This is a genomic window from Methanocorpusculum sp., assembly GCF_030655665.1.
Lineage (GTDB): Archaea > Halobacteriota > Methanomicrobia > Methanomicrobiales > Methanocorpusculaceae > Methanocorpusculum.
In genome coordinates this window covers 141,125-166,311 of record NZ_JAUSPQ010000006.1, presented here as the reverse complement: position 1 = coordinate 166,311, position 25,187 = coordinate 141,125, and the positions used below count along the sequence as shown (strand labels likewise).

25 protein-coding genes are annotated in these 25,187 nt (G+C 50.0%); 14 read left to right on the top strand and 11 right to left on the bottom strand.

Going from position 1 to position 25,187, the window contains the following annotated elements; genetic code table 11:
* Window positions 1-20: 20 nt before the first annotated feature.
* The 6 genes from Q7J08_RS04115 to Q7J08_RS04090 are packed head-to-tail and all read left to right on the top strand — an operon-like array spanning window position 21 to window position 5,283.
* Complete coding sequence (locus tag Q7J08_RS04115; RefSeq protein WP_304910426.1) at window positions 21-395, top strand: hypothetical protein; 375 nt, start codon at window positions 21-23, stop codon at window positions 393-395.
* A 3-nt stretch (window positions 396-398) separates the two neighbouring features.
* Window positions 399-1,604 (top strand): HD domain-containing protein, encoded by a 1,206-nt coding sequence (locus Q7J08_RS04110; RefSeq protein ID WP_304910425.1) that lies wholly within the window; start codon window positions 399-401, stop codon window positions 1,602-1,604.
* 2 nt (window positions 1,605-1,606) lie between these two features.
* Window positions 1,607-2,149: a UbiX family flavin prenyltransferase gene (locus tag Q7J08_RS04105; RefSeq protein ID WP_304910424.1), complete on the top strand. Its 543-nt coding sequence runs from the start codon at window positions 1,607-1,609 to the stop codon at window positions 2,147-2,149.
* A complete protein-coding gene (locus Q7J08_RS04100) occupies window positions 2,149-3,387 on the top strand; it encodes a UbiD family decarboxylase (RefSeq protein WP_304910423.1) in 1,239 nt (412 codons plus the stop codon). Before Q7J08_RS04105 ends, Q7J08_RS04100 begins: the two co-directional genes overlap by 1 nt.
* An 18-nt stretch (window positions 3,388-3,405) precedes the next feature.
* Window positions 3,406-4,590: an aconitase X catalytic domain-containing protein gene (locus Q7J08_RS04095; RefSeq protein WP_304910422.1), complete on the top strand. Its 1,185-nt coding sequence runs from the start codon at window positions 3,406-3,408 to the stop codon at window positions 4,588-4,590.
* A complete protein-coding gene (locus tag Q7J08_RS04090; RefSeq protein ID WP_304910421.1) occupies window positions 4,591-5,283 on the top strand; it encodes a peptidase M50 in 693 nt (230 codons plus the stop codon).
* On the opposite strand, the gene Q7J08_RS04085 is transcribed toward Q7J08_RS04090, so the two are convergent.
* Together Q7J08_RS04085 and Q7J08_RS04080 are read right to left on the bottom strand one after the other, a co-directional pair.
* Window positions 5,280-6,239 carry a biotin--[acetyl-CoA-carboxylase] ligase gene (locus Q7J08_RS04085; RefSeq protein WP_304910420.1) on the bottom strand — a complete coding sequence of 320 codons (960 nt, stop codon included), beginning with the start codon at window positions 6,237-6,239 and terminating at the stop codon, window positions 5,280-5,282. The two genes, Q7J08_RS04090 and Q7J08_RS04085, sit on opposite strands and share 4 nt — an antisense overlap.
* Before the next feature lie 7 nt (window positions 6,240-6,246).
* Window positions 6,247-7,110, bottom strand: coding sequence for a hypothetical protein (locus tag Q7J08_RS04080; RefSeq protein ID WP_304910419.1), 864 nt, complete (start codon window positions 7,108-7,110; stop codon window positions 6,247-6,249).
* A gap of 131 nt (window positions 7,111-7,241) precedes the next feature.
* Here Q7J08_RS04080 and Q7J08_RS04075 point away from each other — a divergent pair, with 131 nt between their 5' ends.
* From Q7J08_RS04075 to Q7J08_RS04050, 6 genes are all read left to right on the top strand, one after another.
* Window positions 7,242-8,099, top strand: coding sequence for a type IV pilin N-terminal domain-containing protein (locus Q7J08_RS04075; protein ID WP_304910418.1), 858 nt, complete (start codon window positions 7,242-7,244; stop codon window positions 8,097-8,099).
* Between the two features lie 146 nt (window positions 8,100-8,245).
* Window positions 8,246-9,160 (top strand): type IV pilin N-terminal domain-containing protein, encoded by a 915-nt coding sequence (locus Q7J08_RS04070; RefSeq protein ID WP_304910417.1) that lies wholly within the window; start codon window positions 8,246-8,248, stop codon window positions 9,158-9,160.
* A 211-nt stretch (window positions 9,161-9,371) separates the two neighbouring features.
* Window positions 9,372-10,262: a thiamine pyrophosphate-dependent enzyme gene (locus Q7J08_RS04065; RefSeq protein ID WP_304910416.1), complete on the top strand. Its 891-nt coding sequence runs from the start codon at window positions 9,372-9,374 to the stop codon at window positions 10,260-10,262.
* Entirely contained in the window at window positions 10,259-11,386 is a 1,128-nt protein-coding gene (locus tag Q7J08_RS04060) for a transketolase C-terminal domain-containing protein (RefSeq protein ID WP_304910415.1), read from the top strand. The genes Q7J08_RS04065 and Q7J08_RS04060 overlap by 4 nt, the downstream gene beginning before the upstream one ends.
* Complete coding sequence (locus Q7J08_RS04055; RefSeq protein ID WP_304910414.1) at window positions 11,387-11,917, top strand: 2-oxoacid:acceptor oxidoreductase family protein; 531 nt, start codon at window positions 11,387-11,389, stop codon at window positions 11,915-11,917.
* Entirely contained in the window at window positions 11,914-12,168 is a 255-nt protein-coding gene (locus Q7J08_RS04050) for a 4Fe-4S binding protein (RefSeq protein WP_304910413.1), read from the top strand. The genes Q7J08_RS04055 and Q7J08_RS04050 overlap by 4 nt, the downstream gene beginning before the upstream one ends.
* 21 nt (window positions 12,169-12,189) lie before the next feature.
* Here the strand turns inward: Q7J08_RS04050 and Q7J08_RS04045 are convergent, their stop codons facing one another.
* From Q7J08_RS04045 to Q7J08_RS04020, 6 genes are all read right to left on the bottom strand, one after another.
* Entirely contained in the window at window positions 12,190-12,918 is a 729-nt protein-coding gene (locus Q7J08_RS04045; protein WP_304910412.1) for an AAA family ATPase, read from the bottom strand.
* Between the two features lie 66 nt (window positions 12,919-12,984).
* The gene (locus Q7J08_RS04040) at window positions 12,985-13,608 is read right to left on the bottom strand and encodes an ABC transporter ATP-binding protein (protein WP_304910411.1); all 624 of its coding nucleotides are present in this window, start codon (window positions 13,606-13,608) and stop codon (window positions 12,985-12,987) included.
* Window positions 13,602-14,525: an ABC transporter ATP-binding protein gene (locus tag Q7J08_RS04035; protein ID WP_304910410.1), complete on the bottom strand. Its 924-nt coding sequence runs from the start codon at window positions 14,523-14,525 to the stop codon at window positions 13,602-13,604. Before Q7J08_RS04035 ends, Q7J08_RS04040 begins: the two co-directional genes overlap by 7 nt.
* Window positions 14,522-15,331, bottom strand: coding sequence for an ABC transporter permease (locus Q7J08_RS04030; RefSeq protein ID WP_304910409.1), 810 nt, complete (start codon window positions 15,329-15,331; stop codon window positions 14,522-14,524). Before Q7J08_RS04030 ends, Q7J08_RS04035 begins: the two co-directional genes overlap by 4 nt.
* On the bottom strand, window positions 15,328-16,284 hold the full coding sequence (locus tag Q7J08_RS04025; protein ID WP_304910408.1) for an ABC transporter permease: 957 nt from the start codon (window positions 16,282-16,284) through the stop codon (window positions 15,328-15,330). The genes Q7J08_RS04030 and Q7J08_RS04025 overlap by 4 nt, the downstream gene beginning before the upstream one ends.
* A 51-nt stretch (window positions 16,285-16,335) precedes the next feature.
* The gene (locus tag Q7J08_RS04020; protein ID WP_304910407.1) at window positions 16,336-17,925 is read right to left on the bottom strand and encodes an ABC transporter substrate-binding protein; all 1,590 of its coding nucleotides are present in this window, start codon (window positions 17,923-17,925) and stop codon (window positions 16,336-16,338) included.
* Between the two features lie 260 nt (window positions 17,926-18,185).
* Here Q7J08_RS04020 and Q7J08_RS04015 point away from each other — a divergent pair, with 260 nt between their 5' ends.
* Window positions 18,186-18,902, top strand: coding sequence for a bifunctional 2-polyprenyl-6-hydroxyphenol methylase/3-demethylubiquinol 3-O-methyltransferase UbiG (locus tag Q7J08_RS04015; RefSeq protein ID WP_304910406.1), 717 nt, complete (start codon window positions 18,186-18,188; stop codon window positions 18,900-18,902).
* Window positions 18,903-19,025: 123 nt separating this feature from the next.
* On the opposite strand, the gene Q7J08_RS04010 is transcribed toward Q7J08_RS04015, so the two are convergent.
* From Q7J08_RS04010 to fdhF, 3 genes are all read right to left on the bottom strand, one after another.
* Window positions 19,026-20,243, bottom strand: a complete 1,218-nt coding sequence (locus Q7J08_RS04010; protein ID WP_304910405.1) for a 4Fe-4S binding protein — start codon at window positions 20,241-20,243, stop codon at window positions 19,026-19,028.
* 530 nt (window positions 20,244-20,773) lie between these two features.
* The gene (locus Q7J08_RS04005; protein WP_304910404.1) at window positions 20,774-22,015 is read right to left on the bottom strand and encodes a Coenzyme F420 hydrogenase/dehydrogenase, beta subunit C-terminal domain; all 1,242 of its coding nucleotides are present in this window, start codon (window positions 22,013-22,015) and stop codon (window positions 20,774-20,776) included.
* On the bottom strand, window positions 22,016-24,088 hold the full coding sequence (gene fdhF, locus Q7J08_RS04000; protein WP_304910403.1) for a formate dehydrogenase subunit alpha: 2,073 nt from the start codon (window positions 24,086-24,088) through the stop codon (window positions 22,016-22,018). It abuts the gene before it with no gap.
* A 423-nt stretch (window positions 24,089-24,511) separates the two neighbouring features.
* Between fdhF and Q7J08_RS03995 the strand changes: the two genes are divergently transcribed.
* Window positions 24,512-24,916, top strand: coding sequence for a Tfx family DNA-binding protein (locus tag Q7J08_RS03995; protein ID WP_304910402.1), 405 nt, complete (start codon window positions 24,512-24,514; stop codon window positions 24,914-24,916).
* The last annotated feature ends 271 nt before the right edge of the window (window positions 24,917-25,187 follow it).

The following is a 25,187-nucleotide window of genomic DNA, read 5'->3' as shown; positions in this document are numbered from 1 at the left end:
ATACCCCGAATACTCTACTCATGGAGACATATCTGAAAATTATAGCGATCATTTTTGCAGTATGTATGGTTTCGACCGGCGTAGCTCTCGGATTTGCAGGAATCGGGATCGACACCGCCTCGGACCGGCAGGCACAGAACCTCGAGGAATGGTTCGGCGTCGAACTTCTGACGGCCACGGCAGCCGACGGAACACAGGTCCCAGTCATTCGAACAGAAGAGGGAGACTACATCAACGCAGCTTCGCTGATTCGGGTCTACTACGGAGAAAGCAAGTATGCGATCATATATACGATAGAAGACGGTAAAATTATCAAAGAACATACATCCGTCATCACGTTCAGCGATGGGGGACGGGATCCTGCCGATCTGAAAAACACACTGGGAATATCCTGATAAATGCCAAAACAGATAAAAGACCCGGTCCATGGATACATTGAGGTCCCAACGCCTCTTGTCCCGCTTCTGGACACAGAAGCGGTCCAGAGGCTCAGATACATCAAACAACTCGGATTCATCTACCTTGTCTATCCCGGAGCGAACCACACCAGATTCGAACACTCGCTTGGAGCGATGCATCTCGCCTCACTCCTCGCACGTCAGCTTGACCTGAGCAGGGACGACACGTTTCTCGTCTGCGCAGCAGCCCTTCTCCACGACATAGGTCACGGACCATTCTCCCATGCAAGTGAAAGACTCCGGGCAGAGTACGGACCGTTCTCACACGATGAGATCGGACCATACCTCATCACGCCGGAAATTTCCGACATCCTGGAAGAGAACGGAACGGATCCAAAAGAGATCGCCGGGATCGTGGCAGGAAACCACCGACTGGCAGAGATAATTCACGGGGATCTGGATGTCGACCGTATGGACTATCTTTTACGCGATGCACATTACACCGGCGTCCCGTACGGGAATCTGGATGCGAGCCGGCTTATCCAGTCCCTTGTTTTCACCGGCGACGGTCTTGCCATCAAAGAATCCGGCGTTGCGGCCGCCGAGTCGCTCCTCATTGCCAGAACACTCATGGGTCCTTCGGTCTATTATCACCATGTCGGAAGGATCGCAGAGGAGATGTTCCTCCTTGCCGGAAGAAGTCATTTTGCCGACAGCACCCCTGACTCATTTATGAGAATGGATGATGTCGCCGGAACGACCCTCCTCATGAACTCACCCTCGGCCATCTCCCGCGAGATGATGCACAGGATCTGGAGAAGGGATCTCTATAAACGGGCGGTCTACACCGGACGGGAACAACTGAACATGGACCGGCTCTCTTCGCTCAGACCAGAAGAGAAGACCCGGATGAGACGGGCGATCGCCGAAACTGCCGGCGTACCTGAAGAAAAGATCATCCTCGACATCCCGCCGATCCGAAAAGAGATGCGGATGATGGTCCAGGTACAAAACCAGCACGACCTTGTCGCCTTCGAAGAAATCATCCCGCTGTTATCCATGATGAACGCCACCCGGCAGGGCCAGTGGCGGCTCGGGGTTTATGCACCGGCAGACGTCCTTGACAAAGTTGGTGACGCAGCACGAGAGGTCCTTTCCCTGCGCCGGGCAACAAAACAAGATAAACTCCCAGGTACTATAGTATAGTTATGAAGAGGATCGTCGTCGGGGTGACCGGAGCATCCGGGATACTTTATGCAAAACGGTTACTTGAGGCGCTCAAACACGCGGAAGCCGAAGTTTTTCTCGTCATCTCGGATACCGCCCGGACCGTCGCCAAACTCGAAGGGGTCGATCTCTCCGGATACCCGGTACATTATGAGGAAAATTTAGATCTGGAAGCGGGAATCGCCAGCGGATCGTTTCAGTTCGATGCGATGGTGATCGTTCCCTGCAGCATGAAAAGCCTTGCCCAGATCGCAAACGGATACTCGACAACATTGATTGCGAGAGCCGCTGACGTTTGTCTCAAGGAGAGGAGACCGCTCATCCTTGTTCCGCGGGAAACCCCGTACTCACGGGTCCATCTCATCAACATGCTCGCGGCCCATGATGCCGGTGCCTTGATCCTGCCGGCATCCCCTCCGCTGTACACACAGCCAAAAACTCTCGACGAACTTGCAGATATGATCGCCGCACGGATCCTGGATCACATCGGGATCGAACACACCATTGGAACACGGTGGAAATAATGAGAAATTTTATTCAGCAGATGAAAACAGCAGGGCTTGTTGAAGAGATCAATGAACCGGTCTCTTCCAAATACGAAGCCCCAAAGCGTGCTTTCCAAACTAAAAAAATGCTTGAGTTCACGAATATGGATGGTCACCGCTGTGTGATGAACACCATCTTCGACCGGGAATCGCTTTCGGTCGCTCTCAACATCCCAAAGGAAAGACTTGTAAAAACACTCGCTGCCTGCACATACGCAGGAAAAACCCGGGATGCAGGAACCCTGCAGTTCGAAAAGGCAGACCTTGCAAAGATCCCGATCATGAAGCATTTCCCGAAGGATGCAGGGAAATACCTGACATCAGGTATCGTATTTTCTGCATGGAACGGGGTCACCAATGCCTCGATCCACCGCCTGCAGGTCCTGGATGAAACCCATCTGATCGGCAGGATCGTTGAGGGAAGACATACCTACAAACTGATGAAGCAGGCTTTCTCCGAAGGAAAAAAACTACCCATCGCGATCACGATCGGAACACACCCCGCAGTGACATTTGCCGCCTCCACCCGGGTCCCGGAAGGAAAAGAGATGAACTATGCTGCAGAGATCCTCGGAAAAGAGCTGGATCTTTTCACCTGTCCAAACGGAATCCAGGTTCCCGACGCTGAGATCGTTCTCTACGGATACCTGACCGAAGAACTCCATGAAGAGGGGCCATTCGTGGACATCAGCGGGACCTATGACCCGGTCCGTATGCAGCCAGTGCTTGAGATCATCGGCATGCGGACAAAAACCGATTTCATCTACCACGGGATCGTCCCGGCCGGCGCAGAACACAAAATGCTCATGGGTGCCCCGTATGAACCAAGGATCTATCAGGCGGTTTCTGGCGTCACGAACGTAAAAGACGTGTATCTGACGCCTGGAGGAGCAGGATACTTCCATGCGGTCGTCCAGATCAAAAAGATGACCGACGGTGACGGGAAAAATGCCATCATGGCAGCATTCGCCGCCCACACCTCGCTCAAACATGTCGTCATCGTCGATGAAGACATCAACATCTACGACCCCTCGGATGTGGAGTTCGCGATCGCAACACGCGTCCGGGCAGACACGGATGTCATGATCATATCAGGTGTCAGGGGATCCTCCCTCGACCCCTGCAGGATCGGAGACGGCATGAATGTAAAGGCAGGAGTGGACGCAACTATTCCGCTTGGATCAGAAGATGAGTTTATCCGTGCTGAATGGGATTGAATAATAAGGAAGTGAACAATGGAATTAGACAAATATGATCAGGCGCTGCTGAACGGAGAATACGGCGAAACCAAACAAAAGATGATGGAGATCCTCCTCGCTCTCGGAAAGATCTACGAGGCGGAGAAGTTCATCGAAGTAAAAAGTGTCCAGGTATCCGGAGCCTCCTTCAAAACCATCGGGGATGCAGGACTCTCCTGGCTCAACACCCTCTCGGGAAAAGCAGTCGTCCCGTCATTCCTGAATCCGATAGGGATGCCGCGTGATGAGTGGCAGAACCTTGGGATCCCAAATGATTTCGCGAAAAAACAGCTGGAAGTAAATGCCGCATATGCACGACTCGGGATTCGTTTGACCTGCACCTGCACACCTTACTACTTCAATATCATCGAAAGAGGTGACCACCTCGCATGGTCGGAGTCCTCGGCAGTCAGCTACGTGAACTCTGTTCTCGGTGCAAGGACAAACAGAGAAGGCGGACCGTCAGCCCTCGCGTCAGCCCTCACCGGAAAGACACCCTACTACGGTCTCCACATTGTCAAGAACCGTGTCCCCCAGATCGAGTTCCACATTGACGATCCGGCGGCGACAAAATCCTGGACCAATGCGCATTACGGGGCACTCGGCATCATCGCCGGAGCAATTTCCGGAAACAGGATCCCGTTTTTCACCGACATTCGTCCAAACCGCGACATGCTCAAAAGTCTGGGAGCTGCCATGGCCGCAAGTGGGGCAGTTGCTTTGTACCATGTAAACGAGATCACTCCGGAGACCCGATTCCCCTTCTTCAAAAAACACATCGAAGAGGATGACCGCGAAGTCATCGAGATCGAAGTGGCCGAGATCGAAGAACTGTTCGGCAATCTGGAGGCGGATGTCATAGCCCTTGGATGCCCCCACCTTTCGACGGATGAACTCGAAGAACTTGCCTCGCTTCTGGAAAACAGACGGGTCGTAATGCCGTTTTACATCTTTGCTGCAGAAGAATTGAGAGCAAAATACCCGGATCTTTGTAATAAGATCCTCAGCAGCGGTGCAAAAATCGTTCCCGACACCTGTATGGTCGTCTCACCGCTAATGGACAAAGCCGGAGTTGTTATGACGAACTCCGGAAAAGCATTCACGTACCTTCCGGGAATGTGCAAAGCGACGCCGCTTTTAGGCACTCTCGAGGAATGTGTCCGTGTAGGATGTGGTGAATAAATGAGTCTCTTAGATAAAATCTCCCCGTTTGAAAGAAAAGATCTTCTGATCGCCTGGCTCGTCCTCGGTGTTGCCTTTACGCTCGGCATTAACGGCGGACTTGCACTAATCACCGACTATCAAAACATAACCGTAGAAGGACTTCTGATAACCTTCCTCGTATCGCTGATCGCGGTCGGACTCTCCTTCGTTCTTCACGAACTTGCCCACAAATTCACCGCCATGAAGTTCGGCTACTGGGCAGAGTTTCGAAAAAGCACGCAGATGCTGATCATTGCCGTAGTCGTTGCGGCAATCACGGGGATCGTATTTGCCGCACCCGGAGCCACGCTCATCAACACTGCCGGACGCGAGATGACCAAAAAAGAGAACGGACTTATCTCCATCGCCGGACCCCTGACGAATCTTGTCCTGATCATCCCATTCCTTATCATAATGATCGTCGGGTTTTTGATTTCGCCTTCTGCTGGAATCGTCCTCTTAACCCTGCCGGGATTTTTGTTCTATCTGGGAATGATCGGCTTCCAGGTCAATGCGATGCTCGCATTCTTCAACATGCTCCCGGTCGGGCCGCTTGACGGAAAAAAGATTCTGAGATGGAACCCGGTCATCTTCGGCGTAGTTATTGCCGTATCGCTTGTCCTGCTCTATCTCGCACTTATGCCGACAGTTATCCTTCAGTTTTTTGTCTAAATGCGAACGCTGACCTCACCCGAGGTCAGTGTCCTGGTTTTTCCGTCGGTTTCAACAACCAAACCGCCCTTGTCGTCGATTTCAACCGCCTTCGCAGAGTGCCAGACATTCTTTTCGATAAACATGATCTCTTTTCCAAGAATAAGCGATCGGGAACGATACTCTTCGATGAAATTTTTCTCCGGAAGAGCGGCGAACATATCCAGCAGATGATTGATCATTATCGCGGCGAACGCATTTCTGGTGAGCGGAAAATCTTTTGGAAACAGCGGACCCGCGATGGATTCGAGGTCTTTTGGGAACTCTGAGGTTTTGAAGTTCACGCCGACCCCCACGATCACCGACTCGAGAGTTCCCGATTCGATATTGCTTACCGCCTCGGTTCCGATCCCGCATATCTTTTTTCCGTTCAAAAATATATCGTTGACCCACTTGATCTGAGGGCGAAGATCGGAAACGGATTCGATCGATCTGCAGACAGCAACGCCTGCCGCGGTCGTGATCATAACCGCGTCCGAAAAGGAGATCCCAAGCCGGGCGATGATGCTTAGATAGATGCCGGTACCTTTGGGGGAGTAAAAGGATTTCCCGTATCTCCCGCGGCCGGCGGTCTGTTCTTCTGCAAGAATCACCGTTCCGTGTTTCGCTCCGGCAGCGGCCAAAACCTTCGCATCAATATTCGTCGATTCAGTTGAGGTCTTGACAATGACGACCGTGTCGGCATACTTCGGCAGAAGTCGGGAACGTATACCTTCAGCCGAGAGGACGTCGGAGTTTTCCAGAAGATATCCTTTGTTGGAAACGGCTGAGATAAGATAGCCTTCGCTCTGTAAAGCCCGGACCGCTTTCCAGACCGCAGTTCTCGAGAGAGAAAGCTCCGCCGCGATCTGCTCGCCGGACACATACTTGCCGGTATTTTTTTCCAGGATGCAAAGCACCAGGAATTTTGTTGTCATCTTTTAATTATACTGATTGGACCTTGACCCCGCTTGACGAGAGGAAGAGAGTTATTATGAACTCCGGCAACTGCTGATCACTTGAGATCACCATTTTAAATGCTGCTTCATTGTCGTTCGTGTTGCCAAGATACGTAAGAGCGATCTCATACTGGAGTTTCATTACCGTTACTTTGCCCCAGAAAATGGTCAGCGTAGCAATCTGATCAGGAACATAGGTCACTGCATTGACTGTAAGCGGATAGGTCACGCCGCCTAGGGAGATCATCATGACGTTGCCTGATGAGGGAGAGAGGGCAATGATTTTGTAGCCGCCGACACTCAGTTCTTTGTCGAGTGGGATCCAGACATTGTAGGTCGTATCATACCCGTAGGTTTTGTCGGTTCCGCCGGTTATCGTCACATCTGCCGAAATGACCACAACTCCTGCAAAGACGATCACGAGAAGGAGAACGATCCCGAATATCATCAGACCCTTATGGGATTTCTTTGGTTTCGGTTCATTTTTTGCAGCAGCTTTCTTTGCAGCATCTTCTGCCGCGGCTTTTTCTGCAGCTAGACGTGCAACTTCTTTTTCGAGATTTGCAGCTCTTTCTGCATCATGAACTTTTTTGGCTTCCGCAGCTTTTTTGGCTTGTTCTTCATTGACCAGAACTTCAGCTTTCTTAAGTTCCTCGGCTTTTTTTGCTGCTTCGGTTTTTTTGATCTCCTCAGCACGCCGGAGCTCCTCAGCTTTCTTCGCCTCGTCAGCCTTTCTGATTTCCTCAGCTCGTTTGAGTTCTTCAGCCTTTTTAGCTTCTTCGGCCTTTCTGATACCCTCAGCCCGCTGAAGAATCTCTTCGTCGGTTAATCCATTCGGAACATCATCCATAATAATGAATTTAGGGCGGGTTGAGATGATAATACTATTTCTCGTAGAATGTCTTGAAAAAAGTTTCCTCTCATATACCTGATATAATTTCTGGTTTGCCCTTTAGAGATGATTAATATACTAATGAGTCCATGTACCTTTTTATTATGCATTTTCCAGCTTCGCCGAAGGAAGACGCCGTGTCTCCAGTCATCGGAACGATACTTCTCGTCGCCCTCACGGTCGTTCTTATCGGTATTATCGGAGCTGTACTAATGGGGTTTGGTATGGCGGAGCCGACGCCTATTCTCGGGATATCGATCGAAAGTCAGGGAAATATCATCACGGTCACGCATCTGAATGGAGCAGAGCTCCCCGCAGGATCCTATAAGATCCTCGTCGACGGCGTGGATAAAACAGCAGAGTTCGGCGGGACCGTGGATTTTGGTCCGGGCATAACGCTTAGTTGGGATTCTGGGACGGAAGCAGTTGGAACGGTGTCGGTGGTATATACAAGTGATAAGGGTGTATCAACGCTACTCGCGGAGAAGAACATCGGGAAGGCGGGAAGCGGCGGAGGGGGCTTTGAAGATAAATATACGATTATCCACAGAGTAAACTGGCAGACATTTCTTGATGATGTGAATGCAAGTTCGGGTGGTCTTCTTTTAGGTCATGGGATTGTGTACGTTGATAATGGAGAGTATTGGGTTTCTATTAACAATCAGTATATGTCTAAAGCAGAGGCAGCGACAGACCCATCAATCCAAGAGTATATGGCAAGTTATTCTGATTATAGGTTGATAGAGATTGATCTGTCAAAAAAGATTTATAATACAAGTGATATTGAGACCCCTGGCGGAACGTGGAAATACCCATATCCAACAATAGGCTCACTATATGAATACTCTGGGGCATTATATATGGATGTAATTACAGCATCTAATCAATGGAATCCATCACGTGATCCAGACACAGGTGAGTGGGTTAAAATTGCATATATAAAATAGACCTCTCTTCATTTTATCTCCCATACCCGCATGAATGAATATTCTTTCGAAGATTTCCCATAAAGATTGACTCACCAGCATACTTCAAATAACAGCAGATTTTGAAAGCTTCTACAAGGAAAATCATATTACGGTATTACTCATAGATGATTAAACACATGCTGAGTACTCCTATTTCAAAAGACAATGCGGTATCACCGGTCATCGGAACAATACTGATCATTGCTCTTACCGTAGTACTCATTTCAATATCTGCAGTCGTTTTTCTTGGTTTTGGTATGGCAGAGCCTGCTCCGATCCTCGGAATTTCCATAGGACAACAGGGAAATATCATCACCGTGACACATCTGAACGGGGAACTCCTTCCCGCAGGGACATATAAGATCCTTGTCGATGGTGTAGACAAAACAGCAGAGTTCGGCGGGACAGGGGATTTTGGTCCCGGGATCACCTTAACATGGGATTCAGGAACGGAAGCGGTTGGAACGGTTTCCGTAGTTTCCACGAGTGATAAAGGCATCTCAACACTTCTTGCAGAGAAGACGGTCGGTAAAGCGGGGAGCGGAGGGGGTGCAGATCCGATGATACTATTAGCAGCTGGGCAGAAATATTTAATTTCCGATGCTGTTTGGGGTGGAGTATGGAAGAATCTCAGGGATGAAGCAAACGCTACTGGCAGTATAACCTTACCAAATAATAATGTCTATTATGATGGCGAATATCACTGGTGGGCTATTACTTCATTCGGAGTATCTCCATACACATTGAGTAATGCAGAGGCTCAGACAACATCAAATATTACTATATTCACAGAACTTCCACAACACGATGAATGGACTAAAATTAATACAAGCCGGGTGCTCACCTATGACGATGGAGATTTCATTGGGTGGGGATACTTATCATTCCATGAGGGTGTGAAACCAGTATCTAAAGGAACACTATACTATAACAATACTAAACTCTATGTATGGGATTCTACTACAGCAGCTACGACATTCGAATCTGAAGCTACCAGTGGATGGGGATGGAAGCGAATAGGCACACTCTATTCCCCATAATCACCTCGCTCATTTTTGCTTTGCGGGTACATAATGTCGCAAACCTCTGTCGCCAGTTTCCTTTGGAAACTGGCTCCGCTGAGGTCGTCCGCTTCGCGTCCAACCCGCTATCACCAGCCTAGTTCAGAGATTTGCTCAGCGGTTCACTGATCGAAGCGTCGCTTCGATTAGTAAACCTCATTATAAATCGTGACAAATACATAAAGAACCCATGACGGAAATTCCCAAAGAAGAGATGCTCTTAAAGTGTCCATCCACCTGTGCTGGATGCGGCTCCTTACTTGCACTCCGCTATATCCTCAAGGCCGCAGGCAAAGACACCATACTTGTGATCCCTGCCTGCTGCAACAGTGTGATCCAGGGTGTCTACCCCTACATGCTTCACACGGTGCCCGTCTATAACATCGCATTTGCGGCTGCAGCAGCCTGTGCCTCGGGCATGAGCGAAGCTCTACGGGCAAAAGGCGAAAAGACCAACGTCATCGTTTACGCAGGTGACGGAGGGACCGCCGACATCGGTATCCAGGCACTTTCCGGAGCCTTGGAACGCGGTGAGGACTTCCTCTACATCTGTTATGATAACGAAGCATACGGAAATACCGGCATGCAGAGATCCGGTGCGACCCCGCTTGGGGCCATAACCACCACGACTCCGAACGGAAAAACCGTCAATAAAAAAGATCTTGACCGGATCGTTGAGGCCCACAACCTGCCTTATCAGGCAACGGCCTGCTCCTCCTACCCCGCAGACATCTACAACAAAGTGAAAAAAGCCCTCACGATCCCGGGACCGAAATTCATTCACATCCTCGCACCCTGCCCGCCGGGCTGGAGGATCCCCTCGGAAAAGACCGTTGAGATCGGAAAGATGGCAGTCAAATCCGGGATCTGGGTCCTCTGGGAAAAAGAGTACGACAAATTCACCGTCAGTACCCCCTCGCGTGCCGCCATGAAACGGCCGACACCCGTAGGCGACTACCTCAAAGCCCAGGGACGCTTCAGAAAAGTCGATGAAAAGACCGAAGCAATCATCCAGGCAAACGTCGACAAAAACCTGAAGAAAATTGCTCTCGAAGCAGCACAATCGGAGGAAACAGAATGAGCGAACTTATAATGTCCACCGGCAACAAAGCCGTCGCCGCAGCTGTAAAAATGGCGAAACCGCTCGTCGTTCCCGCATACCCCATCACCCCCCAGACCGAGATCATCGAAAGCATCGCCGACTACGTCGAGTCAGGCAAACTCAAAGCACGCTATATCCCTGTCGAGTCTGAACACTCCGCAATGACCGCCGCGATCGGCGCATCCATTACCGGGGTTCGTGTATTCACCGCGACAAGCTCGCACGGTCTTCTCTATATGCACGAGATGCTCCACTGGGCAGCAGGCGCACGCCTGCCGATCGTAATGGGTCAGGTCAACAGGACTCTCGCCCCGGGATGGAACATCTGGGCCGAACACTCCGATGCCCTCTCGCAGAGAGACACCGGCTGGCTTCAGGTCTATGTCTCGACCGTGCAGGAAGCATACGATGCAACCTTAATGGCATACCGGATCGCAGAAGACAACCGTGTTCTTCTGCCGGTCATGATCAACATGGACGGATTCCTCTTATCCCACATCATGCAGCCGTTCGAGATGACCGAGCCGGACGACTTCATCCCGCCACTGGACCTGCCGCACAAAATCGACGTCAAAGACCCGAAAGGTTACGGCGCAATGAGCCCGGCAAATGTCCACTACCAATTCAGATTCGACATGGAAAAATGCATGAGGGCATCCCGAACTGTAATCGACGAGACCGAGGCCGAGTTTGCAAAACGCTTCGGCAGAAGCTATGCACCGGTCGAAGAATACTTCTGTGACGATGCAGACGTGATCATCGTTGCAATGGGAACACTCGGCAAAGAGGCCGAGGTCGCCGCTGATCTGCTCAGAAAAGAAGGCATCAAAGCCGGAGTCATGCGGATCCGCTGGTTCAGACCCTTCCCGCTCGATATGAAAATCAAAGGAAAAGACCTCGTGGTCATCGACCGTGACTACTCGTTTGGATTCGGCGGCGTTGTTGCCGGCGAGATCCAGGCAAGATACCCAGATGCGAAAATCGCGAGCGTCATTGCCGGTCTCGGCGGACAGGAAGTCACCTATGAAGATATGGCAGAATTCGTTCGCAGCCGCAAGATGGGAACAGAGTTCTGGTTCGGTATCCCGCAGGAGGAGCAGTAAATGTACGAGATCCGTATTCATTCACGTGGCGGTCAGGGCGGCGTGACGGCGGCCCGAATGATGGCCACCGCCGCCGTAAAAGACGGCAAATTCGCGACAGCATGCCCGTTCTACGGTGCAGAACGCCGTGGTGCTCCGATCGTTTCATTCGTAAGAATCGACGATGCGCCGGTGAGAATTTATTCCCAGATCAACAAACCCGATATGATCGTCATCCTTGATCCGACCGTCATGGACACGGTCAATGTTCTGGACGGCCTGAAAGAAGGAGGCTCGATCTTCATCAACACGCATGAAGAGGTCTCATTCCCCGCAGGCTTCAAGGTTTACAAGGCGGATCTTACCGGGATCGCGCTCCGCGAAAATCTCGTGGTTGCCGGCAGTCCGATCCTGAACACCCCGGTGATCGGAGCTCTCGCAAAACTCGGCCTCTTCAGCCGTGAGTCAGGCGTAAAAGCGATCACCGAAACGTTCGCCGATCCAAGAAACACGTCAGCTGCGAGAGCAGCTTATGAGGAGGTCATCGTATGAGCAGAATGCCGAAAATGACGATCAGCGTTCCCCATGAAGGGGGAGCCGGTCTTACCGGTACGTGGAGAACATTCCGTCCGATCGTGGACCGGGAAACCTGCAACCACTGCGGGATCTGTGCGATGTTCTGCCCGGATGCGGTCATTGATCCGGACACCCTGGAGATCGATCTGGTTTACTGTAAAGGCTGCGGGATCTGTGCCAACGAATGCCCGAAAAAGTGTATTCAGATGGTCAGAGAAGAACGCTGACCTTTCCTTCTTTTTTCGTATTCAATCCTCAAATAGAGCATTGAGCATGCGTTTTGGATCGTCCAAAAAGCGTTTGGTGATCTGATATGATGCGGTCTTATCGTATGTTGTTTTTTTGATTGAGTCCGGGGTCACCTCAAAAATATCCGCATCGGGATAGGTTATCAATATCGGAGAATGGGTCGCGATCAAGAACTGGGAATGCTCCTCTTCGACCAACCGTTTGATCTCCAGCATCAACGTCATCTGACGTAAAGGAGACAATGCCGCTTCGGGTTCATCGAGGATATACAGACCATTTCCTCGAAACCGGTTTTGTACAAGTGCCAGCAGACTTTCCCCATGCGACTGATCATGCAGGGATTTCCCGCCGTACCCGTCAAGGTTGAGTTGCAGATCCACCACCTGAGATGCCACATTGTAAAAACTCTCTGCTCGATAAAAAAATCCGTCCTTTTCCCGTGCCCTGCGTGACAAAGTGATATAGGAGTGCAGATGTGACTCGGTCGATCTCGTGGCAAATGAAAAATTCCGGGAACCTCCTTCCGCATTGAATCCTGCTGAAATAGCGATGGCCTCCAGCAATGTTGATTTTCCCGAACCATTTTCTCCGACAAAAAACGTCACCGGGGAATCGAACGCGAGTTCGCCCATTCGCTGAAGATTTTGGACCACGGGTAAATCAGCAAGATACGAGTGGTCATCAAAATTTTTCAGTATGACCTTATGCAGATAGACGGTCCCGGACATGGTATTGTTAGTATAATCGGCAACACAAAATATCAATCTGTTTATCAAAACCGGGAAAGAAAAAAATCAAATCCCAATCACCCGATCCGCCATGAATGCAACGACCGAGGGATCATGCGAGATAAACACATAAGCCATATCATATTCCTCCTGAATATGCTTCAGAAGATGCAGGATCTGGGCCTGAACCGAGACATCAAGCGCCGAGGTCGGTTCATCCAGAATCATCACCTTCGGCTGGACGATCATACCCCGGACGATCGCGACCCTCTGGGCCTGACCGCCGGATATCTGATCTGGATAACGCGATAAGATCTCGGTCTGCAGCCCGGCATGCCGGAAATGCTCGGAAAGTACATCGCGGCGCTCGGATTTTGCCACGCCCTGCAGACTCAGCACTGCAGATAATGACTGATAGATCGTCCGAACCGGATTGAAGGACCCTGCCGGATCCTGAAAGATCATCTGGATCCCGGGATCTGGTCCGGTTAGCTCTCTTCCTGCATATCTGACGACGCCGGTATCGGGGCGTTCCAGCCCGGCAAGGACCCGGGCGCAGGTACTTTTCCCCGAGCCCGACAACCCGGTAAGGCCAACGGTCTCACCTGCGGCGACCTGCAGAGAAAACTCCTTGAGAGCAGCCATCTTCCCGTAGGATCTTGAGATATGCTCAGCTTCAAGAATCAGCATCGGTGACACCTCACCCCGTCTTTAAGATCGGGGACATCCGTCCTGCACTTCTCGTCCGCAAACCTGCACCGCGGATGAAAGACGCAGCCTTCGGGAAGATCGGTAAGTGCAGGAGACATACCCGGGATCGGCACGAATCCGTTCTTCGGCAGACTCCCGAGAAGACCGCGGGTATACGGATGCTTCGGTGATGATAAAACGGCCTTGGTCTCTCCCTCTTCAACGATCATGCCGCAGTACATCACTGCGATACGGTTCGACAGACGGGACGCTACGTCCATATCATGCGTGATCAGCAGTAGACCAGTCCTTTTTCCGGCGGTGACCGTTGACAGCATTGCTTCAAGATCCGTTACATTCGCAGCATCCAGCCCTTTGGTCGGCTCATCGGCGATCACCAGATTCGGGTGAAGAAGGGATACCGCGGCAAACACAATCCGCTGGCACATACCCCCGGAACACATCCAGGGATAGGCGGTCATGATCCATTCTGCATCCAGACCAAGACCCTGGAGGACCCCTTTCGCCCGGAGTTCTGCATCCTTTTCTGAACAGAATCCGTGGAGCACCTGCGGCTGGATCAGCTGTTTTCCAATTTTCATTATCGGATTGAGAGCCCGTGCAGGACTCTGAAACACCATCCCGATCTCCTGACCCCGGATATGTTCCATCTCGCGTTCCGAGAGATGCATAATATCCTGACCCTGATACATTATTCGGCCAAGAACTTCGGTCCCGGAAGGAAGCAGACGCATTATTGACTGGGCGACCACAGACTTCCCGCACCCGGACTCGCCGACGATCGCGAGACACTCTCCCGGTGCAAGCGAGAGAGAGAGGTTTCGAACAGCAGGGATTTTTCCTTTAGGACCCGGAAACGAAACAGAAAGATCAGTGATTTCAAGAAGATTCATCATAACTGCATCACCTCGCGAACCCCGCGTTCATGGATAAAGGCAAGGCTGGTGATCGCCAGAACACCGAGAATGATGCATAATGCAGGCGGAAGCCACCAATACCACATCCCGCGAAGGAATCCACTGTAGGTAAAAGCATTCGAAATCATTCCTCCCCATGAGACCATAAGAGGGTCAGAAAGGCCTAAGAAGGCCAGCGAGGTCTCCGATATCATCGCTGCCGCCGTCACGAGCACGAACTTCGGCACGATCACCGGAAACACCACGGGTAAGATCTCCCTGACCATAATTCTAACATCGGAAAATCCCAGACAGCGGGCGGCGAGAATGTACTCGGCCGACCTAATCTGTATCACCTTCGAGCGTACGACACGGGCGATCGACTCCCAGGACAAAAGCCCGAGAACGAGAATCAGTACCCACGGACTTGGACCCAGATAGGCGGCAAGAATGATCACCAGAGGGATCTTTGGGAGAATCAGAACGATATCCGTCGTCCCCATGAGAAACTCATCCAAAATCCCTTTTCTCCAGCCCGCAAGAAGACCAAAAGCGGTACCGACACAAACGGCAAGAAGACCTGACGCAAAGCCGATCATCAGCGTCCATCTCGCTCCGTATATCAGAAGAGAGAAAATATCCTTTCCCATGTTGTCGGTCCCGAGAATATGCTCGGCACTCGGCGCCTGATAGGTCGCACTACGGTCGGTGATCGAATACGGGGCAAACACGCCCGGAAAAACTGCAACGATCAAAAGGACCAGGATCAGAAGACCCGGAAGAATATACCGCCGGTCGAACTTCACTGATCATCACCCCGTTTCACCCGCGGATCGATGATCCCGTAAAGAATATCGGCAAGCATATTTGCGCAGATCGCCATGACCGCGATCACCAGAAACAGTCCGGAAAGCACAGGATAATCCAGATTCAGGATCGCGGTGTACATGACTCTGCCCAGACCGTTAAGAGAGAAGATGATCTCTATAAACAGTGCTCCCGAGAGAATGAACCCGAAGTCGATCGCAAAATGAGTGAGAATCGGCAGGATCGCATTCTTCATCACATGGCCGTAAATGATTTTTCTTCGCGGGACGCCGAGACTTTTTGCAAACTGCGGATACAGCTGAGTTCTTTCCGTCAGAACCGAACCCCGCATGATGATCATGTTCCTGACAAACACGAACAATGCGAGAGTCAAAACGGGCAGCGCCATGTGATAGACAACGCTGAAAATATCCGGGGTCTCGTAAAATCCTTTGTACGGGAACCAGCCGAGCTGGTACACGAACACCGAGAAAAAAATCAGACCGAGAAGATACGGGGGGACACAGGACACCACGACCCCGAACGCGGTCAGGATCTTGGCACCCTTTTTTTCAGACATCCATCCGGACCAGGTGCCGGCGATGATACCGAATGTATAGCCGATCAGCATCGAGACCCCAGTCAGGAGAAGCGTCCAGGGAAGACGGTCCCAGATCAGCTCCGCTACATTCTGATGACGTGTATAGGAGTATCCTAGATTCCCTGTAAAAAGATCGCCGATATATATCCAGAACTGATCGATCAGCGGGCGATCAAGTCCGAGTTTTATCGTGACAGAATCAAGGATCTCCTGAGTCAGATACACATCCTCGCCCACAATACACTGTACCGGATCACCGGGCATACACCGGGGGAGCAAAAACACGAGCAGAACAACTATCAGCAAGGATACAGCATAGCGGATGATCTTTCTGACAAGTATTTTATTCATACGTATTTCGAAGTATGTATACTATTTGTCACAAAAGTAAAAAAAGGTAGATTATTTAGTAGGATGAATCGAGACAAGATTGATCTCGTTCAGGATCCCCGTTGCCTTCGAGATGTACCATCCGTCGATCTCGGTGTTGATCGGAGTCACATCCGTACACCAGTATATGGCGATACCCGGCATGTTGGCTGCATAATAATCCTGAAGATCGTAGATAAGGGCCTTGAGTTCATCCCCGTCGGGGGTCGTCGCGATTTTCGCACAGAGTTCAAGGAATACCGGATCATCCACGTTCTGGAGTTTTCCCGCACCCACGGTATTCGAAGCAAAGTATCCGGTCGCCCAGCCTGAATCCATCATCATGCCTTTGGGTGTGATCCCGTTGTAGGCGATGTCGTATGCATGGGCATCCTTTAATTCGATCCATGCATTCAGATCGGACGCGAATTTATACTCGACCTTCAGCCCTGCCTTTTCGAGGTACTCTTTAATGAGTTCTCCCGCGACTTTGTCACGGGTCAGGAGAGTAACGGTTAAAGCATTGCCGTTTGTGTCTTCACGGATCCCATCACCATTCACATCTTTGTAGCCTGCCGCATCAAGCATCGATTTGGCAGTATCAAGATTATAGGTGTTGGCTGTAGTATTCTTATAATACGGAACACCGTTTGGAATGAATCCCGAGTTCGCCGAGAGAGCATATCCCGACGCGGAGATCTCAACGAGTTCATCATAATTCAGTGCATAGACGATCGCTTTGCGGAACGCGATATCGCCTCCCACATCAGAGGTGATCGTGTTGAATCCAACATACGACATTTTCAGGGAGGGGGTCTCGACCGTGGTGAATTTATCCGAGGAGTCGAGAAGAGCGACCGAGCCTGTAGGGAAGGATGCTGCATATTTCCAATAGGTGTCGCATTCATCACCAAGCATGGCGAAAATCGCGGCATCTTCGGTTGCAAACCAGTGGATCTCGACAGTTCCATAGTAAGGAGCACCTCCTTTCCACTTCGGGTTCGCCGCGAGGACGAGGGTCGCGGAGTTGATATCGACCGACTTTACATAGTAGGCGGCCGAGCCGACGTAAGGTCCTGCATTGATGTACTCCTCAGGATTGTCGATCGATTCCCAGATGTGTTGTGGAACGATGTTGATCGCAACAAGATCTCCGCACAGACGGTAGACAGGTTCTGCAAGACTGATGGTAACCACATTCCCGTTTGTAGTGATCGTGGCATTCTTTATCCACGACGGGGATGTAGTGATCTTTTCTGCAGTATACAGAAGCGAGAATTTGACATCATCAGCAGTCAGAGACGTTCCGTCGCTCCACTGATAATTTGGATCCAGCGTGAAGGTCCAGGTTTTTCCGTCGGAAGAAACGGTCCATGACTTCGCAACTGCGCCGATATAATCACCGTTTTCATCCACCTGGACTAGTGGCGGAGTAGTGACCCGGGTCATCTGAGCAAAGTTGTAGTTCCCGAAATACGAGGCTTCGGTGATCTCATTTGGCGTGGCAATCTTAAGTACTGCATCCTGATCGGTCTGTGAAGATCCGATACATCCGCTGGAAAAGACGAGGATGAGGGTAAGGAGAAGGATCCCTACGAACACAACATGATTTTTCTGATACATAGCAACTACTGTTTTCTTGGTATTGATTCTATTAATATGTTAGTTTTTAAAATTGATGTGTGTGAAATATTAATGTTAAAAAATTTCGTGTTACTGGAGAGAGAAAGAAAACCATATCTGTTTTCACCCCCAGATACTACCTCAGAAGAAATATGAACAACGCATATCTTGAATGGCGGGAAATGACCCGAAATCAGCAGCAAGTTGCGAATTACAGAACCAGTGCGGAATTTTTTTCGATCCAAATGATTGTGGACAAAATGATGCAAAATCTCAAAAGCGGCGGGATGGGGCGGGTAACCGACCAGCTTGCAGCTCTCGGGATCCCGCCCGGTTCATCGGTTCTGGATATCGGAGCTGGACCAGGTACGTTTGCCGTGCCTTTGGCCGGAACTGGGTGCCAGGTGACAGTGGTCGAGCCTTCGCAGCCGATGATCCTTGCTATGGACCAGTACCGGCAGTTTCGAAACGTGAATGCACAGATTGATGTGATCCCGGCTGCCTGGGAAGATGTGGACAAGAAGAGTCTTGGAAAATATGATTATGTGATCTCGTCATTTGCTCTGAGTGTACCGGATCTGAAGGAGGCTTTGGAGAAGATGCAGCATGCAGCGAAGAAAGAGGTGCATATTTTCTGGTTTATGAACGAGCCGGTCTGGGATGTGACGTATGGAAAGTTGTGGGAAAGTCTACACGGGGAGAAGTACGGGGCAAAACCGAAGGCGGATGTGGTCTGGAACTGTCTGTATCAAATGGGAATCTATGCAGACATCTCAGTATATCCTATGAAGGACGAACGGGGATATCCTGATTTGACGTCAGCGGTCGATGATTACGCGGACCGGATGGATGCGCATGATAAGCGGCAAAAGGCGATCATTGGAGAGTATTTAAACACTGTCCTCGTGAGGGGGGAGAATGGGAACTTGAGGTTCCCTGAAGAGGGGCTGTACGCACATATCTCATGGAAGGTCTAAAAGACCTCTTTTTTGCAAAATAAGCGGTGCTTGAAAAAATTTACAGAAATATTCGGCGCATCACCCCATATGCAGCAGGTTCTGGATTTTTTCAAGCGTGCGGGAATACGGTAATTCTTTTCTTCACTCTTCGACCGGAGCCGCATCCTCGGTCTTCTCTATACCTGCAGACGTTCTCGGGGTGCAGAGTTTAGCCGCAATCGTTTTGAACATATCCGTCTCCACGCCCTTCACATTGATTCCCTTCCTTTGGATCGTGAGAGCTTGTTCACCCGGACAAGCATACACGCAGGCACCGCAGAGAATACAGAGATCCTGATTCACGGCAACATACGCCTTTTTGGAACTCTTTCCCTTCCCCTTTTTCTTTCCCTTCTCCGCTTTTGGAACAGTAACATAGAATGCACGGCACGGACAAACATCCACACAGGCAGTACAGCCTTCCTGACACTTTGCCGTATCCAGGAGGATCTCTCCCTCGAAGAACTTCGTAACGACAATGGCATCGGACGGACAGAGTTCATCACACCAGCGACATGCCACACACTTGTCTTTGTTGATCGTGACTTTCCCCGGAAGGACCGGATCCTTCGTCAGTTTACGGGTAACTTCAAGGATCGCCTTCTCCGGACATGCAGCAACACAGACACCGCAGGCATCGCAAAGGGATTTCTCCCACTTGATCTCTCCCGACTGACTATCACATTTGATACCGCTTTTTTCCGCAGGACAGCCCGTTGGACCAAAGGACATCTTCTCCGGATCGAACCGGCGGTGCTTGATAGTAAGGGCTGGACAAAGTGAGGCGCAGACGCCGCAGACTGTACACTTGTGCAGGCAGATGACCATCGTGATATTCGCCGTCAGAGCAGACTGACGTTTTGCCCCGGTGGGGTCCTGACCTTCAAAAACCGGAACGTCACGAACGATCGCATCCTCAGGGCATGCCTCGCTGCAGACAGTACATCTTGTGCATTTCGTTTCATCGATCTGAGCGGTATTATCAAACTGGGGGAAACCTTCATTATCAATGATCGGCAGGGTCTCTGCCCCGTTAACGGTGATTTTCAGAGCTTTAAGCGGGCAGAGGATCGAACAGATACCACAGTATGAACATATCGCCGGGTCAACCAAAATCGCACCCTCCCCTCTCAGAACACCGACATGTTGTAAAACGATCGCATCTTTCGGGCAGGATTCAACACAGATTCCACAACCGGCACATCTTGAGGTGTCAAGAACGAGTTGTGATACTGATGTGAGAAGACGCTGCTCCATGATCATCATCGCATCATTCTCTTTTCTTCTCGAGAATTTAGGATACAGGGTATTTATCGTCATGTGTATCCCTCCCTGTTTTTACAGAATCCAAAACTCATTTCATCGGAATGCGGGGTATCAAAAGTCATTATTTTTGCCTATCGGTATCATTATTCGTTCGCAATTATATAAATAGATTCATTTATTATTTTGAATAAGTTAAATAATAATATTTACAAAATTGCGTCAAATATCCACCCAGGCAATGTCGATCTGCAGTATGTATCAGTTACGTTATTTCCCGTTCCGGAAATACTGCGATGCACGCAATAATATATTCACCAAATCTAGTTTCGACTGCTTTTGATGGATCCTGATAAAAGCCGTATCCCGTCGTCAGGATACAATCAGACGGGATCTTTCTCTATTTTTCTTCAGATGGATACATTACATGTGCAAACAATAGGTGTGCAAAAAAAGTCAAATCTGAAAATATACACTATATTATTATTTCAAAAAGAAGTCAGAGAAGGAAGGCTCGGAAGGGATGGTGTAGACCCCCTCCGTTTATCTCTGTAAGGTTTTAATCCAAATTATAGGAGACTGGAAATTTACTCTTTGAATACGTTCTCGTAGATCATATCCGAGCCGGTTGCATGCAGACGGGCACGCTCGTCGGCTTCTTCTGCGAAGGCAAGAACCGGGAGTTCCATGTCCATACCCGGCTTGTGGCCGAACATCTTCTGAAGCTCGACCTGCTGGGCGTGCATAAAGAGCGAGTTCGGAATGTTCATCGGGCAGACATCGGTACACTGACCGCAGTTCACACAGGAATCTGCGATGTGGGCGAATCTGATCAGCTGGAACATAAAGTCCGGCGGGAGTCTTCCTGACGGGACTAAGTAGTTCTTCTTGGTTGAACACTCAACACAGTAGCAGATCGGGCAGCTCTCGATACAGCCGTAACATTTGATACAGCGGCTGGTATCAGCCATGATGCGGACCAGACGGCCACCGGTGCCTTCACCGATCGCGGCAAACTGCTTATCCTGGTTTTTCTTGCCCATCTTGATCATGACGTTCTCGATCTTCCCGCGGATCTCGAGACCTTTCGGGTTCGGTGCGCAGGTTTCAAGAACGCCTGCCTTGACGGCACCGTCAAAGACCATTGCGCCTTTATCGGAGCAGATCTCAACGAAGGTCGCTTTACCGGCTTTATCTCCGATAACTCCCCAGTTACCACACACGATATCGCACTGACGGGGGATCTTGGTTTCGCAGCGCTGACAGTTCGTTCTGCGGCCGAGACCTTGTTCCTCGAGTTCATCGATCGAGATGCCTTTGTGCTGACCGTCTTTGGTCATAACAATGAACTGTCCCTTGTCGATCTCCTCTTTCACTACATCATTCGGGTTGATGCCGTACTTCGATGAAATCATGTTACGGGCAACGACCGGAGACACTGAACCACCGCAATTCAGACCGACCATGACGATGTTGTCAAGATTGATCTGGTTACGCTTTGCAAGTTCGTACATTGCCTTTGCGTCGCAACCTTTACAGGTAACGGCAAGCTTCATGTCTTTTGCACCATTCAGGTACTTCTTGATGAGCTTTGGCAGGAGCAGCGTTCCGCAGTGAAGGGAGCCGGCAGTCTTTGCAAGATCTGCAGAGTCGGTAATGACGACCGGTTCTGCATCGAAAACATCAAGACCTTTCTGGACGGTTAAGACACCGTCAACGATCTTGCTGTCAAGCAGGTATTTGAGAATGGATGTTACGGCACCACCGCATTCTCCCTTAATTCCGGGAACTGCGGTCCATGCGTAGAACATATCGCCTTTGGCAGACATTTACTGGCCCTCCTCGATCTTGGTAATTTTAATTGCACATGCCTTGTATTCCGGAATCTTACAGACCGGGTCAAGTGCGTTGTGGGTAAGCAGGTTGGCTGCACATTCAGCGAAGTGGAACGGCATGAAAGTCGTTCCTTTCATGATCTGCGGGCTGATTCTTGCCGTTACGGAGATAGTATCACGGCGGGTCGTTGCGTGAACCATCTCGCCGTCATTGATGCCGAGTGCTTTAGCATCCTCGTCGTTGATCTCGATCCAGCCGGTCGGAACTTCCTTGTCGAGAGTCGGACTGCGGCGGGTCATGGTTCCGGTATGCCAGTGGAACAAACAACGTCCGGTCGTGAAAACAAACGGATACTCTTCGTCCGGGACCTCAGCCGGTGCTTTCCATTCTGCCGGGAAGAAGACACCAAGTCCGTCCGGTGTAAGGAACTTCTCTTTGTGGAGGATCGGGGTTCCGGGGTCTTCGGGGGTCTTGCATGGCCAGTGGAGACCTTCGGGCGTGTTGAGACGTTCGTAGTTCATACCGTGATACTGCGGAGTAAGGACCGCCATTTCGTCGAAGATCTCAGATGCAGATTTCCATGCGAACTGTTTTTCGTAGCCCATCTTTGCGGCGACCATGGAGATGATCTGCCAGTCATCAAGTGCTTCTCCTGGAGCGTCCTGAGCCTTTCTCCAGCGGATCACACGGCGTTCGGTGCTGGTCTGAGTTCCGTCACGTTCTGCATAACAGACGGCCGGAAGAATGACATCAGCGTAGTCACAGGTTTCGTTGTAGAAGATATCCTGAACAACGAGGAACTCAATGTTCTCGAATGCTTCCTTCACGTGGTTTAAGTCCGGATCGGACATAAGCGGGTTTTCACCCATGATGTACATGCATTTGAGTTCTCCGGGGTTGTCCACGAGAACGTTCATCATGATGGTAACTTCGTATCCGTTCTGGGTCGGAGCGATGTCTTCGGGGAAGCCCCAGGCATCGGCGAATTTCTTGTGTGCTTCTGGATCGGTGACTTTCTGGTATCCGGGGAAGCTAACCGGAAGTGCGCCCATATCACAGGCACCCTGAACATTGTTCTGGCCACGGAGTGGGTTGACGCCGGTACCTGGTTTCCCGAGGTTGCCGGTAAGCATCTGAAGGTTTGCAGTCGCGTGCACGTTGTCGACACCGACTGTGTGCTGGGTGATACCCATGGAGTAGATCAACGCACATCCGCCTGAATTGGCGATCCAGTCAGCTGCGGTGTGAATCTCTTCGGGCGTGAGACCAGTAACCTTGGCAGCGTTCTCAAGGTTGTATCTCTCCTGCATGACAAGGGCTTTGAGTTCTTCGTAGCCTTTGGTACGTTTTGCGACGAACTCTTTGTCTTCCCATCCGTTCTTGATGATATCATGCATCAAACCGTTAAGGAGAGCGACATCAGATCCGGAGTGGAACTGTAAAAAGAGATCTGCCTGACTGGCGGTGATGGTACGTCTCGGGTCAGCGTAGATGTAGTGGGCACCTTTTGCTTTTGCCATGTATTCGCGGCGTCCGATCAGCGGGTGCTGCTCAAAGGTGTTGGAACCAATGATGAAAACACATTTGGACTCGGCAATGTCGGGAATACTGTTGGTCATTGCACCGGATCCAAAGGAACCAGCAAGACCGGCGACGGTGGAAGAGTGACACAGACGTGCACAGTGATCAAGATGGTTGGTCTTCAAAACACCGCGGGCAAATTTCATCATGGCGTAGTTATCTTCGTTGGACACACGGGCAGAAGATAGAGCACACCGCTCTGATGGTTTGTATTTCTTCAGATTTTCCGCGATGAAGCTCGTTGCTTCATCCCAGGAAACAGGCACAAGTTTGCCGTCTTTCCTGATCTGGGGCGTTGTCAGTCTGTCGGGGGAGTTGATGAACTCGTTGGCGTACATGCCTTTCGGACAGAGTTTTCCTTCGTTGACAGGTGAACGGGGGTAGGGAGACACACCAACTACCTTCCCGTCACTTACAACGAGGTTGAAAGAGCAACCCGTTCCACAGTAGGGGCAAGTGCTCTGAATATATTTCAAATCAGCCATGTTTGGTAAACCTCGTATAGTTAAATTTCTTTGAACGAGGGTATATTAATTGACAGTGTTGTCAATTATTTGTGGTTTGTGTAAAATGATGTTAGTTTACAAAGTATCATAAATCAGCACAAAACATACTTTTTAGTTTACAAAATGGATGTGTTTATTTTTTTACATTAACATTAAATTAACGCACTAAACGCCCCAGTTTGCTGATACGCGCAAGGATTCAAGGTATTTCTAATAATTGAGGGAGAACGCATTAGGGCTTGTAATTACATTCGGGCCATTCTGCTCGCCCCATTTCGATTTTTTGATCAATAATGGTGGTGTTTGTGCGTGCGCCGGTTTTCCCCCATCTTTGAAGGGTTTTTTCAAAAAAATAGTGGAATCAAAGATATTTTATACTCATCAGTTGCAAAGGTAAGAATAATGCCCGGACCGTTGTTAACAGATCGTCAGAAGATGGTGATCCACTGCCGAAAGGATGGTATGACTCAACAGGAAATCGCTGATGAACTCCAGACCACCCGCTCGAACATCAGTCTTATAGAGAAATCGGCCAACGATAATATCCGGCTCGCAAAAGAGGCTCTGGACTATGTCTATTCACTTGAGGCGACCCTTGTCTGCACACTTTCTGCAGGAAGCGAGCTTACCCATGAAATTTTTTTGATCTACAAAGCCGCACGCCAGATTAACATCAAAGTCCAGTATGATACCGGCGCACTGATGAATCGGGTAATGACCGCCGTGCCGGAAAAGATTGCTGACGGTACAATCAGAGAGGACATCAATATCTATCTGAATCTCACCGGGATAATTTATATATACTGACCTCTTTTCATTGAGTGAAGAGGGTATACGTACTTTTTTGCATATTTTTTTTGAATTTTTTCACCAAAATATGCGCCCCGTAATTTTTCTGAAGGATTGCATCCCGAAAATCGATGCTTTGCGACCTGTGCTGAAATTTCGATAATTTATCAGAATTTTTCAAACAATAACCAAAAATTATCATAAAAATGAGGGTTAATTCACCAAATTCGTTTCAAACATTAAGTTAAATAAACTTAATTGATTAAATTAACTCCAGATTGATTTTTAT

What these genes read in the sequence shown, in the direction of transcription:
- Q7J08_RS04105 (WP_304910424.1), top strand. Translation starts at nt 1,607, where the DNA reads ATGAAGAGGATCGTCGTCGGGGTGACCGGAGCATCCGGGATACTTTAT.
- Q7J08_RS04090 (WP_304910421.1), top strand. Translation starts at nt 4,591, where the DNA reads ATGAGTCTCTTAGATAAAATCTCCCCGTTTGAAAGAAAAGATCTTCTG.
- Q7J08_RS04075 (WP_304910418.1), top strand. Translation starts at nt 7,242, where the DNA reads ATGTACCTTTTTATTATGCATTTTCCAGCTTCGCCGAAGGAAGACGCC.
- Q7J08_RS04080 (WP_304910419.1), bottom strand. Translation starts at nt 7,110, where the DNA reads ATGGATGATGTTCCGAATGGATTAACCGACGAAGAGATTCTTCAGCGG.
- Q7J08_RS04050 (WP_304910413.1), top strand. Translation starts at nt 11,914, where the DNA reads ATGAGCAGAATGCCGAAAATGACGATCAGCGTTCCCCATGAAGGGGGA.
- Q7J08_RS04100 (WP_304910423.1), top strand. Translation starts at nt 2,149, where the DNA reads ATGAGAAATTTTATTCAGCAGATGAAAACAGCAGGGCTTGTTGAAGAG.
- Q7J08_RS04055 (WP_304910414.1), top strand. Translation starts at nt 11,387, where the DNA reads ATGTACGAGATCCGTATTCATTCACGTGGCGGTCAGGGCGGCGTGACG.
- Q7J08_RS04065 (WP_304910416.1), top strand. Translation starts at nt 9,372, where the DNA reads ATGACGGAAATTCCCAAAGAAGAGATGCTCTTAAAGTGTCCATCCACC.
- Q7J08_RS04035 (WP_304910410.1), bottom strand. Translation starts at nt 14,525, where the DNA reads ATGATGAATCTTCTTGAAATCACTGATCTTTCTGTTTCGTTTCCGGGT.
- Q7J08_RS04070 (WP_304910417.1), top strand. Translation starts at nt 8,246, where the DNA reads ATGATTAAACACATGCTGAGTACTCCTATTTCAAAAGACAATGCGGTA.
- Q7J08_RS04060 (WP_304910415.1), top strand. Translation starts at nt 10,259, where the DNA reads ATGAGCGAACTTATAATGTCCACCGGCAACAAAGCCGTCGCCGCAGCT.
- Q7J08_RS04115 (WP_304910426.1), top strand. Translation starts at nt 21, where the DNA reads ATGGAGACATATCTGAAAATTATAGCGATCATTTTTGCAGTATGTATG.
- Q7J08_RS04020 (WP_304910407.1), bottom strand. Translation starts at nt 17,925, where the DNA reads ATGTATCAGAAAAATCATGTTGTGTTCGTAGGGATCCTTCTCCTTACC.
- Q7J08_RS04110 (WP_304910425.1), top strand. Translation starts at nt 399, where the DNA reads ATGCCAAAACAGATAAAAGACCCGGTCCATGGATACATTGAGGTCCCA.
- Q7J08_RS04010 (WP_304910405.1), bottom strand. Translation starts at nt 20,243, where the DNA reads ATGACGATAAATACCCTGTATCCTAAATTCTCGAGAAGAAAAGAGAAT.
- Q7J08_RS03995 (WP_304910402.1), top strand. Translation starts at nt 24,512, where the DNA reads ATGCCCGGACCGTTGTTAACAGATCGTCAGAAGATGGTGATCCACTGC.
- Q7J08_RS04095 (WP_304910422.1), top strand. Translation starts at nt 3,406, where the DNA reads ATGGAATTAGACAAATATGATCAGGCGCTGCTGAACGGAGAATACGGC.
- Q7J08_RS04025 (WP_304910408.1), bottom strand. Translation starts at nt 16,284, where the DNA reads ATGAATAAAATACTTGTCAGAAAGATCATCCGCTATGCTGTATCCTTG.
- Q7J08_RS04015 (WP_304910406.1), top strand. Translation starts at nt 18,186, where the DNA reads ATGATGCAAAATCTCAAAAGCGGCGGGATGGGGCGGGTAACCGACCAG.
- Q7J08_RS04085 (WP_304910420.1), bottom strand. Translation starts at nt 6,239, where the DNA reads ATGACAACAAAATTCCTGGTGCTTTGCATCCTGGAAAAAAATACCGGC.
- Q7J08_RS04040 (WP_304910411.1), bottom strand. Translation starts at nt 13,608, where the DNA reads ATGCTGATTCTTGAAGCTGAGCATATCTCAAGATCCTACGGGAAGATG.
- Q7J08_RS04005 (WP_304910404.1), bottom strand. Translation starts at nt 22,015, where the DNA reads ATGTCTGCCAAAGGCGATATGTTCTACGCATGGACCGCAGTTCCCGGA.
- fdhF (WP_304910403.1), bottom strand. Translation starts at nt 24,088, where the DNA reads ATGGCTGATTTGAAATATATTCAGAGCACTTGCCCCTACTGTGGAACG.
- Q7J08_RS04045 (WP_304910412.1), bottom strand. Translation starts at nt 12,918, where the DNA reads ATGTCCGGGACCGTCTATCTGCATAAGGTCATACTGAAAAATTTTGAT.